This window comes from Pedobacter sp. MC2016-05 (assembly GCF_026239735.1).
Lineage (GTDB): Bacteria > Bacteroidota > Bacteroidia > Sphingobacteriales > Sphingobacteriaceae > Pedobacter.
This window is the reverse complement of sequence record NZ_JAPIVT010000038.1, coordinates 1-10,707: the sequence shown is the minus strand read 5'-3', so window position 1 is coordinate 10,707 and position 10,707 is coordinate 1. Positions and strand designations below refer to the sequence as shown.

Below are 10,707 nucleotides of genomic sequence, written 5' to 3'. Positions count from 1 at the left end.
TACTAGCGGAATTCCCCAAAGTAATTGGAATGAAATAAAAGGAGATGCTGATAACATGAAGTACCTCAAGTCAGTTACAAAACTTGCTTTTGAGCCAGGTACTAAATATGACTACAACAATAATGACGTATTCCTACAGAGGAGGATAATCGAAAAAATCACTGGATTACCCTACGCACTATTTGTGACGGATAACTTGTTTAGGCCAAGTGGTATAAAGAGCGCTATTTTTGATCCCAAAGAAACGGACACACTGATTGCCAGATCCTACAACGACGAAAAAGTACAGGATAGTCTCCAATGGGAAATTGACGGTTGGCCAGCATTAAATCTCCTAGATTTTTATAAATGGTCTGAATGCATTAGTTCTTTCCGCTTGATTACGCCCGCATCCACTAAGGAGATTTTAAGTCCTTTTTCTACTGACGATCAAACAGGACTGGGGCACGGAACTGTAGAAGGTAAAACACTAACAACGCACAGACATGATGGAACAGCGAAAAATTATCAGGCATTATTAATTAGTAACGCAAATTCATCCAGAACCATCATTTTAATGACCAACAATAAACAAGGTAATTTAGATGCTATTAGTAAGTCTGTTATTTCAATTCTTGAAGGAAAGCAATATATACAAGTGAGAAGGTCCTTTGTCGATGATTTCGAGAAATCACTGGAAAATATGAACGGCGAGCAAACGCTTGCTTTATATAGAAAAATTAAGGTTGAACAGCCAGATCAATACAGTTTTGATGGTGAAAAAATGCTCAACCAAGTAGGCTACTTCTTTTTAAATAATAAGAAATTCGCTGATGCAATTACCGTATTCACTTTTAATACTAAATTGTTTCCCAATTCAGGAAATATGTTTGATAGCTTGGCAGAAGCCTATTACGTCGAAGGTAACAGGAGTAAAGCTTTGGAAAATTATATTATCGCACTCAAATTAGATCCTAATTTAGAATCAGCAAGGAAAATGATTCAAGAACTAAAGTAAGAAAGCCTAAATGTCTGAGATTTGTTGTCAATCGATTAAACATCAATTAGAGGGTACTATCAATATTCCCTGGTTTTTATAGATCGTTTTCTCTTTGTTCTATTAGTGATTGGGCAATTATAGGTGGAAGGAGAATACTGTTATTAACATACTTTCCTTTTTTGAGACGCATCATTTATGATATAAAATTAATTAGCACATAAAATGCCAATTTTTTAATAAACTTTTTTCTCACTTCAACTAATGTTCTACTCTGAAATATCTGTATATTTAGGTATTAATAATTTCTTTTTTTTTGCGTAAAAAATACACTGTAATAAAATATATTTTAGATTAGACGTCGATCAACAGGTATTTTAATTACATCAATTATTTTAACAAGATCATTATATCCGGGGAATAGAGGATCCAAAAGTATATTATATTCCGATCGATTGACTGCCGACTTAACCTTAATTCCCAATAATTTATGTTCGGAAAATAGTTGATCTCCTAATATTTTACATGCTAAATTATCGGTATTTAGCCAATCTTTTGGATAGTCTGAGTCGGGAATTAGATATATCAAATCTTCGTTGGTAACACTCATTTCTATAATATATAAATCCTGTGGAATTTCCTCCATATCAAAATGCACAAGGTTTTCCAAAAATGCCAAGGATGAGTTTTCGGAGGTGTAAAGTACATAAGTTCCTTTATCATTCCATCGCCCACCTGCTCGGAAGGCCCCCATTCCGGACAAGTCTTTAATCCTTTTTTCGGATTTTACAATTCTGTAGACATGCATCTATGAGTAGACTCCTTCCTCTATGCGTGTCAAGACATCTTCGATCATACCTATTCCTGTTGGTGTGGAAAAAAGAGATAAGGGGGTTTCGCCGTGAAGTGCATTGTTGGGTTTAGAAAGCCATCTTTGAACTTTTTCCTTATCGTCAAATACTTGATAAGTATGCTCCAGAACCCTTGCAACTTCGATTACAAGGGATGATGTTCTTATATCAAGTTTATCGTCAGCTTGTTTTCTTTCAAGCGTTTTTATTGATAAATTCAAAATATCTTCCACGAAGCTTTTTTTGGACATTCCTGTAAAACTGATTACTGATTCCGCCGAAGCCTTACTTATGCCCGCCCTTGAGAGTAAGATAAGGTCGTAATAATTTTTTATCGGAATAGCTAGCGATAATGCCCCGCCCAGTAGGTCACTAATTCTTGGCTTGTATATTTTTTTGTTAATCAAATCCATGCTACGACATTTTTATTAAAAATAAATATTTTTGTCGCAAAATCCAACTTTTAAATTGTTTATGACATTGAATTGGATTGATTGGCTTATTTCATTCGTTTTTTGAGACTAAAAAAAACCTAATTCGTCATGCTGAAACTGAGGTTGAATTTTAGATAATCCAAATACTGAAATCCTCTTCGCCAAATTGTTTGTTAATTGCTGGCCAAATCTCAATTATAGTAGGTTCGTACCAGCAATGATGTAATGTTTTTGATTTTACATCATTCAATTAAACACCTACTGCTCTAGATAATCAAGATTTGTTTAAGTAACAGCGTCTATTGATTTTATATCGCATTATTATTCTGTGTAAAGTGAATATCTAAATCTATTTTCCCGCAAATTGTTGTAACCTAGAATCCTTTAATGGTTAACGGGATATAATAGTATGCGCTCATGTTATAAGTTTTATTGGTATAGACCACACCAAAATAATATTCACCATTTGCCCATGCTTTTTCTCCACCAATGGCACTGGATGGAGTGTTATTGTCTGCTAAAGCGCCTATCTGGAGTTCTTTTGGACTGAAATTTGGAAGGCCCACATAATTGGTAAAAGTATTTGTAGCAGTTATTCCGGCATGTTCCCTAGTGTCCGTTACGATTACTTTTGAAAAATCAATTTTATCTACGGATTCCGGAAGGTGCCCGGCACTTTTTTTAACCAGAATGTTGTACATGATTCCATCGCCCTTTACCTTGCTGATATCCACATAAGCTCTTAGTTTTTCATTTTTTGAATACCCTTTATCATCCCCAAGCATAAATCCCCTGTTGAGAATATAGAGAAAACCTTTTTCCATTTTTTCCAGCATCAGTGAATACATTTGTGGATTAACGGGAAGACTTTCCGCTGTGACCAGGTTAATTGGGTGCTTTTCTTCCAGTAGCGTTCCGTTCTCATCAGTGACTTTGATTGTGAAATCATATTCACCTGCAGCGGCTTCTTTGGGGATGGTGAAGTGTTTATGAACATTGGTATTTCGGACCCCTTTAAATTCTGTCCATGTCAGCTCAAAGGACCAGTTTGACGGATAGGTAACGCCTTTTTTTTGGCTGATAAGGACTTGAACGGTGTTGATTTTATCCCCGGCAGTTACATCCATGTCCAAATGGAAGTCTCTGCCGATGATGCCCTGCCCGTTATTGCCTGACCCAATTTCCAGATCTGTTATCGTAGGCAAAGGAAGTTCCTCTTCTGGTCTGTCTTTTTTACAGGCAGTGAAAACCAGGGCTGCGAATAATATAAGTAGTAGTGTTTTGATAGGTTTCATAATAAAAATATATGTTTTTGTTTTTAATAGATATGGATTTCAAATGTGAAGTAAAACGTAAATCAGGATCTCCGTTAAATACACGCATTATAATAAATGCTTTCGTTAGGGGGCTATTTCTTTTTAGTTCCGGAGATACCCATCGATCACAGGGATCAGCTTTCTTCTAAAATCCGCACGGACGGCGTTTTCATCAATTTTCCCCCCTAAACTATAAGACCTGATCTTGCCGGCGCGGTCAATGACTATTGTTGTTGGATAACCCATTACGTGAAAAACATCTCCTGCGAGGAAAGCCTTTGGATCGGCAATTGTTTGAAAATCAAACTTGTTGGCTGCAAGGTATTGCAAGAGATCCTCCTGCTTTTCGCGGGCAATGGATAAGAACACGATGTCTTTGTTTTTATACTTTTCGACGATTTCATTCAGAGGACTAACCTCAAGTTTACATGGTTTACAGGCAATAAACCAAAAATTCAAGACTACCACCTTTCCCTTGAGCGAGGCTAAGCCTACTGACCTTCCATCGATAGTCTCAGCGGAGAAATCAGGGGACTGTACCCCATCAAGCGCACCGGGTTTCTCAATATCGTATTTATGCGCTCCTGTAAATCTGGAAAGCGCTTCTTCATAAGCATTTCGTTGTGCAAACGCTGAATTTCCACCACTTAAGCAAATCATAAAACAAATGGCGGGAAGCAAATAAGATGCAATTGATTGTATGTATAAGTACCTTCTTTCCATATAACTTCCTTTTGGATTCTGAAGCTACCCTGCCGGAAAAGCTGATTCTCCATAGCAGGGTAGCTGGTAAAGTTTCTTACTAATTGTAATTGATAGTAATTGGAACACTCTTGAATACGCTGATATTGTGCGTCGTGTTTTTGTAAAGGATTACCCACTGGTACTGACCGGATTCCCAGGCTTTCTCTCCGGTAATTGTATTAGCGGATGGTTCATTATTGTCCATCGCTGCACCGACCGTGATGGTTTCTCCTCCATAAACTCCGTTAACAAGTTTGAGTGTGGATACCTTTCCTGCATTACCAAGCCCTTTGTGCTCAACTTTGGTCACCACAATAACTTTGCTTAGATCCAGCTTATCTATACTTTCAGGATAATAGTTCGCCTTCCTTTTAATCAGGACCGAGTAAAGAATGCCGTCATCCTTGATTTCGCTCACCTGGGCATGAAGGCTCATCTCGTCGCCTTTTTTAAAAATAAGTTCTTTCTCTTCAAAAACGTCGGTATAATAAATCAGTGTGCCGTTTCTGGAAACAAAATCCCTCCCAATCTTCGGGTCAACCGGGAGATTCGCCGGATCCAGGATGATGAGATCTTCTTTGATCTCCAGTTGAGTTCCATTATCATCCTGAACGATTACTGCAAAATCATAGGTTCCTTCCGGCGCAGTCGCTGGAATGGTAAAATGCTTGTGAACGTTTGTGTTTTTCACGCCAATATATTCCGGCCACGAAAGCTCAAACTTAAAACTTGAAGCATAGTTGTGTCCGGCTTTTTGGGAGATGACGAGTTTGACGTCTTTTATTTTACTGGCTGCCAGAATATCTGCGTTGAAATGGAAATCGCGGCCCCTAAGCGCCCTTTTATTATTGGCCGTACCAATCTCTACATTCTCGGCAGTTGGCTTTAATGCCTCTGGCTCCGTGCCTTCTTTTTTACAGGCAGAGATACTGGCTGTAATGAATGCCAGGGACAGTATCAGGTTTTTAATTTTCATGTAATGGAATTTTTTAGAAATGCAGTTGGTTAATTGATTTTAATGCTAAGTCCTTTGATCGTTTGCCATCCTTCCTTGTCAGTCAGTCGGATCATAAAGTGATAATCTCCGGGATCAATATCCGTTGGTATGGTGATCTGTTGTTCCATCAGAAACGATCTTTGTTCAGCAGGAATTGGAAAGCTTTTGATGAGCAGAAATGGCTTGACCGGAACTTTAATGGGTTCCATTGAGCAGGTTTCCACTTCGGTACTGTGGGTATGGTGATCAAAGTTGTGGTGAATGTCAAGGCTTAGCGAACCAAGTGCGGTATTGTCGTTGAGCAGTGCCCTAAAAGTAAAGGTTTCGCCACGGTTCACCGTACCACACTGTTTGGGAAACGCATTGGCCGCGGTTACATCGATTGTTGGATACTCGGTATCAACTTCATTTTCAGTCTCCTTTTTACAGGCGGACAGGCATATCACCGTTAAGATGGAAAAATAAAAAATCGCTTTTTTCATAGGATAAAAGTTAGGCTATAAGCCATGCCGGATGGCGGGATTTATAGCTGTTAAAGGGTGTAGATTTAAAAATATATTCTGTTAATAAATGCCCGAGCTTATCGTAGTTTGACGACTATTTTAAACTATTTATCGAAATGCTCCTCGAATTCCACTTCTTTGCCACTCTGGTCAATGACCTTTAGGTGAACATGATAATGGCCCTTGGGAGCTGCTGCCACGTCAAGATGTTTGTGCAGGTTGTAGCTAGTCTTTCCTACCACCGCTGCATCTTCATAACTCACTTCTTTTTCCCAGCCATTACCGTGTACTTCCAATACCAGTTTAGCTATTTTGTTTGGCGCAGTAACAGACGCTTCTACATGCAGGTCATTTCCGGCGGTATTAAGTCCGACTTCGAAACCTGTCACTTTTGCAAGATTTGGATCTGCGGTTACCTGAAGGTCGAACTCGATTTCGCTAACCTGTCCATTCTGGTCGGTAACTTTCAGGTGGCCATGGTGGGCGCCCACCTTGGCATCAGCAGGTACATCGATGTGCTTATGGAATTCTGCATTTTTAAGCCCCGCAAATCCTTCGGTGTAGGTAGTGCTGACATTCCAGCCGTTTCCGGACTCCGGATGGATTTCAAGCACAACATCTTTGATATTGGCTGGTGCACTGATCTGGGCCTCAATATGCAGGTCATTTCCAGGATGGGCGATCTTGCTGTTGCCGGTACCAACCTCAAGCGCTGATATCATTGGTGCCTGGGGCATCTGCTCATCCTTTTTACAGGCAGTAAAGGTGATGGCAAAAAGAAAAAATAATAAAAGGGTTTTCGTTGTTTTCATGATTTGAATTTTTAATGTTATTGGATATTTAAGGTTTGTTTTTGATGTTGCTGAAAGGTAGTTTTATAGATAATACGATATTTCGTCCCATTTCAGGCAGCGCTATCAGCCGGTAGAAACTGGTATGATTGAGGTACCGTGTGTTAAGTACATTCTGTGCCTGCAGGCTGAACATCAGGCTTTGATTGTAAAATTTCACCGTAGTGCCTGCCTGTAGGTTGATGAGCTGATAGCCCGGTGTCTTCTTCTCCGGGGGAACGATATTGTTCTGTGGACTGGTTACCCGGCAATCAATTGAGAAATAGGTTCCTTCCGGTCTGTTTTTCAGTACCGGCGACCAGGTCAGGTTGAATAACGCTGAAGCAGGCGGAGAAAAAGGCAAGGTGTATCCTGCCTTGTCACCCGAACGCTGCTCGGCGGAAAGATACTCTCCCAGGACTTCTGCGTTTAAAGTTTTAAGGAATTTGATTTTGAACTGCAGTTCTGCTCCGTATCGCAAGACTTTGCTTTGGGCATACTGGAAGATCTGGTTTCCGGCACCGTAATTTGTATCGTGGCCCGAAGTAGGATTCAGGTAGATATAGTTTGAAAAATAATTGTAAAAAGGACTCAGTAATATTGACCAGCGCTCAGCTTTCCATTCCAGGCTCAGGTCGGCCTGATAGGACTGTTCGGGGGCAAGCGATGGATCTCCTTTCTCAAAACTGAAGTAATGATAGTTCACGCCGTTCGCACCAAGCTCCTTTGCAATTGGCATACGGAAGCTTTTACCAATATTTGCTTTTAAGGAAAAGCGATCAAGGTTATAGTTTGCACCTACTGACCAGACCAGACTGTTGAATTGCCTTTTGAGATCCGAAGAGCGCACTACGTACTCTTCTCTTGCTACTTCGCCGCTGGTGATGGTGGAAGGGAACCAGTCGGTATAGCTGAACATCCTGATCCGGCTGTGATCATATCGCAGCGCTGCATGAAGAAGTATTTTATCGTTAAGCCTGTATTTATCATATACAAATGATCCAACTGAATACTGATTAAAAGCAGGCACCAGAAATGTATATCCGTTGATGCCGTTGTTCTGATGTTCGCCGTTCAGCCCCAAACTTAATTCATGCTTTCCAAGCGTTATCCTGTCTCGCAAGTTTGCCGAATAAACCACCTTATCAAATTCCCGTTCAAGGTCAGAGGGAATAGTCATGAAGGATGGATAGACCGGTGGCATGTAGCCATGGTTTACGTAGTCACTGAATTCCTTTCTTAAATTTCGCTGATAGCCAAGCTCGCCTTCAAATCTATGATTACCATCTTCCAGAACGCTTCGGTTGATAATTTTAAAATGATTCACTTTCTGACTTGGACGCAATATATCCCTGGATGACGCGTCATGCATCACCGCATCGACGTTTCTGGGCTCCAGCCCATGTGCATTGGCAAAAAAACCACTATTGCTGAAGGTGTTGCTGAGATAAAATACGGATCGGAAGTGCTCGTTTACATATCCAATATTTAAATGGGTACCGGTTTCCCTGCCGGCAGTATTGCGCAGGAAATTATCCTTTAGTTTCACCTGGTAATCGTATACATAAACCTCATCAGTTGGTACCCGGTAATCGCCATAGTCCTGATAGGTAAACCTGGAATCTAAAAACCATTGCTTGTTTCTTGCATAGAAATTTACCGAGCCCCCCAAAAGATTATTGTTGGTTTTGCCAATGAGATCAACAGATCCGCCAATGGAATTAGGCATCGGTACAGGCGCAGGGTTTATCGCAATTGCGCCTGCAATGGCATCCGAACCATAGATAAAGGATGCGGCACCTTTGATCAGTTCCACCTGATCAGCAGCGAACTGATCAATCTCGAGTCCATGATCGGCGCCCCACTGCTGGCCCTCGTGTTTGACGCCTTTATCTACTACTACCACTCTGTTAAAGCCTAACCCGCGTATCAGGGGTTTGGATTGACCGGAACCAATGCCGATTGTTTTTATTCCGGGAAGGCGTTCCAGTGTTTTCATCAGGCTTCCGCCCAGATTCCGCTGAATAAAAGCCGCATCTACCGTTTGAATGTTCAGTGATTCGGATTTATTTCGCTGCTCCATACGATCATCTTCTATAGTCACTTCTTTTAATTGTTTAACCTCAGCAGTCAGGGTTACATTGATCTTCATGGAAGTATAGATACTGTAGGTATTCTCGATAGTGGTATAACCCAATCTTGCGAATCTCAGCGTTGTTTTCCCGCTTTCAAGGCTTTCCACCAAGAAATGGCCATCTTGATCAGTGAAGACGATTTTGTTACTTCCAGGAACGGATACCGCCACGCCGGAAATTGGCTGATGGTGTTCATCACTTATCAGCCCCTCCAGGGTGAAGTTTTGCCCAAAGGCATCGGAAAACAATGCAATAAAGAGAATAAATACGCAAATAAACTTTTGCATGCTAGTAAAAACAGACACTTATCGGTAGGCGTTATTTGGCTTAATGCGCTACAATAGGCGCAGCAGCACAGCCGGATAAAAAAATAAAAAAAGAAAGACACATTTTTAGCAACTAAAAATGCGTGCAATGAACAAAGCTATCTACTCAGATCGCTGAATAGAGTAGGTTAGGAGTGAAAGATGGGTGGACCCTTGTTGGTAAAGCCCTGAAGGGTAAATTCGTAATTGCAGATACAGGAATTGCAGTTATAGGTTATTTCAACGGGTGAAAGAACGTTCATGTATGGCGAAAAATACCCTGGAAGATGCTTGCTTTGTTTGTGGATGATGAAATCACATATTTCGCACTTTTCTATTGCGGACACTGAATCCGAGGTAATATTTTCCTTTTCAGAAGAAAGTGCCCGGTGGGTATGCGCAAGCTGTAAAATCGAGATTGAAAGAAAAAGCATCACAAGAAGCATCGACAGGAACCGATGCGTTTTGGTGTGAGAAGAAACCAATTGCTTTTTCATTTTGTTACAAAGCTGCATTAAAATTCTCACTTCTTTATGGGGTTTGACATTTAACTTTGTAACAGTTTATATACAGAATATGATAGTGCTTAATTTTTAATTAAACCTGACAATGTCTGCATAATCCGTGGAAGATAGGCTGTTTTCTCAGTTTGTTTTGTTTAAGAATCATTTCATAGTCAAAAGGCAGTGAGGGAAGCTGTGAAACCCGATGACAATTTTCACATTTTACCAGTGGAACAATTTCTTCTGCCACTTCTTTGTAGCGGTTAAAGCATAAACGATTCGTTGCCCCCATTATCAACAAAACCTAAGAATCTTATGTGCTACCAAAATAGCAACAATTCGGTAAACACTTACCCGGTCTACCTTATTTTGCAAATGAGAACGAATTTCACTATGCATAAGTGCAATATGATCAGTGTTGAAAAGATTCAGCAACAAAATCCTGGAAGCAGTCGCCCTTAGTCCTCTTGCTTGCAGCATGTCTTTGAGAATTAAATCGTTCATCTCATTATTATGTTTCGGACATATGTACTATCATCAGTTATTCAATACTTTTATTCCAACCTTCAGACATTCCTGTAGAACAGTAGTGTTTTATCCGTCTTTAGTATTTAAGCGCTGACGACCCGACTGCTAACCTTAAAATCATGCTATTTCGCCAATCAGAATTCAATATTAAGCAGGAAAGTAACCACTCTTCCCTGCTCAATCATTAATCAACAAAACTTTTCAAATGTAAAACATAAATTGTTATCGAACAAATAAAAACAACAAAGTTGCATTTACCTTATAGCGATAAATTGATAATAAAATTGAATAAAACAAAAGATAAACAGATAGAATGTTTTTCCCGCTATAATTGTTGTTCAGTCTGAGACCAAAATATGGATTGATTTCATTGAATATTCATGATGTTGCTTAGCAACTGCTTTTTCCACTTAGTCTTGAAAATGATATTCTGCAAAAACGGGCTATAGAGAAAAAATCAGAGGTATAGAAAATATTGGTGACGATATCACTTTGTTCAGGGCTGGTAATTTCTTTGATAAGGACCTTCCAAAAGATAAAGACCATGCAAGATTATCAACTGAACTGAACAGTAAAAAAGCGCTT

Annotated in this window: 9 protein-coding genes; 1 reads left to right on the top strand and 8 read right to left on the bottom strand. The window is 39.9% G+C overall.

All coding sequences use genetic code 11. From position 1 onward, the window contains the following. A partial coding sequence (locus OQZ33_RS23950) for a serine hydrolase (protein ID WP_265802089.1) occupies window positions 1-997 on the top strand: 997 nt, incomplete at its 5' end. Between the two features lie 328 nt (window positions 998-1,325). Here OQZ33_RS23950 and OQZ33_RS23945 read toward each other — a convergent pair. The 8 genes from OQZ33_RS23945 to OQZ33_RS23910 all read right to left on the bottom strand — a co-directional run bounded on the left by OQZ33_RS23945 (window position 1,326) and on the right by OQZ33_RS23910 (window position 9,073). Further along, on the bottom strand, window positions 1,326-1,784 hold the full coding sequence (locus OQZ33_RS23945) for an RES family NAD+ phosphorylase (protein WP_265802087.1): 459 nt from the start codon (window positions 1,782-1,784) through the stop codon (window positions 1,326-1,328). After that, entirely contained in the window at window positions 1,785-2,240 is a 456-nt protein-coding gene (locus OQZ33_RS23940) for an antitoxin Xre/MbcA/ParS toxin-binding domain-containing protein (RefSeq protein WP_265802086.1), read from the bottom strand. Between the two features lie 395 nt (window positions 2,241-2,635). Continuing rightward, window positions 2,636-3,556, bottom strand: coding sequence for a DUF4625 domain-containing protein (locus OQZ33_RS23935; RefSeq protein ID WP_265802085.1), 921 nt, complete (start codon window positions 3,554-3,556; stop codon window positions 2,636-2,638). 123 nt (window positions 3,557-3,679) lie between these two features. Next, the gene (locus OQZ33_RS23930; protein WP_265802083.1) at window positions 3,680-4,300 is read right to left on the bottom strand and encodes a TlpA family protein disulfide reductase; all 621 of its coding nucleotides are present in this window, start codon (window positions 4,298-4,300) and stop codon (window positions 3,680-3,682) included. 79 nt (window positions 4,301-4,379) lie between these two features. Continuing rightward, on the bottom strand, window positions 4,380-5,297 hold the full coding sequence (locus OQZ33_RS23925; RefSeq protein ID WP_265802082.1) for a DUF4625 domain-containing protein: 918 nt from the start codon (window positions 5,295-5,297) through the stop codon (window positions 4,380-4,382). Between the two features lie 29 nt (window positions 5,298-5,326). After that, complete coding sequence (locus OQZ33_RS23920; protein ID WP_265802080.1) at window positions 5,327-5,800, bottom strand: DUF4625 domain-containing protein; 474 nt, start codon at window positions 5,798-5,800, stop codon at window positions 5,327-5,329. Between the two features lie 125 nt (window positions 5,801-5,925). After that, the gene (locus OQZ33_RS23915; RefSeq protein ID WP_265802079.1) at window positions 5,926-6,633 is read right to left on the bottom strand and encodes a DUF4625 domain-containing protein; all 708 of its coding nucleotides are present in this window, start codon (window positions 6,631-6,633) and stop codon (window positions 5,926-5,928) included. Window positions 6,634-6,661: 28 nt separating this feature from the next. Then, window positions 6,662-9,073 carry a TonB-dependent receptor gene (locus OQZ33_RS23910; RefSeq protein ID WP_265802077.1) on the bottom strand — a complete coding sequence of 804 codons (2,412 nt, stop codon included), beginning with the start codon at window positions 9,071-9,073 and terminating at the stop codon, window positions 6,662-6,664. Between the last annotated feature and the right edge of the window lie 1,634 nt (window positions 9,074-10,707).

Coding starts and splice junctions, on each gene's coding strand:
- OQZ33_RS23920 (WP_265802080.1), bottom strand. CDS start 5,800: ATGAAAAAAGCGATTTTTTATTTTTCCATCTTAACGGTGATATGCCTG.
- OQZ33_RS23945 (WP_265802087.1), bottom strand. CDS start 1,784: ATGCATGTCTACAGAATTGTAAAATCCGAAAAAAGGATTAAAGACTTG.
- OQZ33_RS23915 (WP_265802079.1), bottom strand. CDS start 6,633: ATGAAAACAACGAAAACCCTTTTATTATTTTTTCTTTTTGCCATCACC.
- OQZ33_RS23930 (WP_265802083.1), bottom strand. CDS start 4,300: ATGGAAAGAAGGTACTTATACATACAATCAATTGCATCTTATTTGCTT.
- OQZ33_RS23935 (WP_265802085.1), bottom strand. CDS start 3,556: ATGAAACCTATCAAAACACTACTACTTATATTATTCGCAGCCCTGGTT.
- OQZ33_RS23940 (WP_265802086.1), bottom strand. CDS start 2,240: ATGGATTTGATTAACAAAAAAATATACAAGCCAAGAATTAGTGACCTA.
- OQZ33_RS23910 (WP_265802077.1), bottom strand. CDS start 9,073: ATGCAAAAGTTTATTTGCGTATTTATTCTCTTTATTGCATTGTTTTCC.
- OQZ33_RS23925 (WP_265802082.1), bottom strand. CDS start 5,297: ATGAAAATTAAAAACCTGATACTGTCCCTGGCATTCATTACAGCCAGT.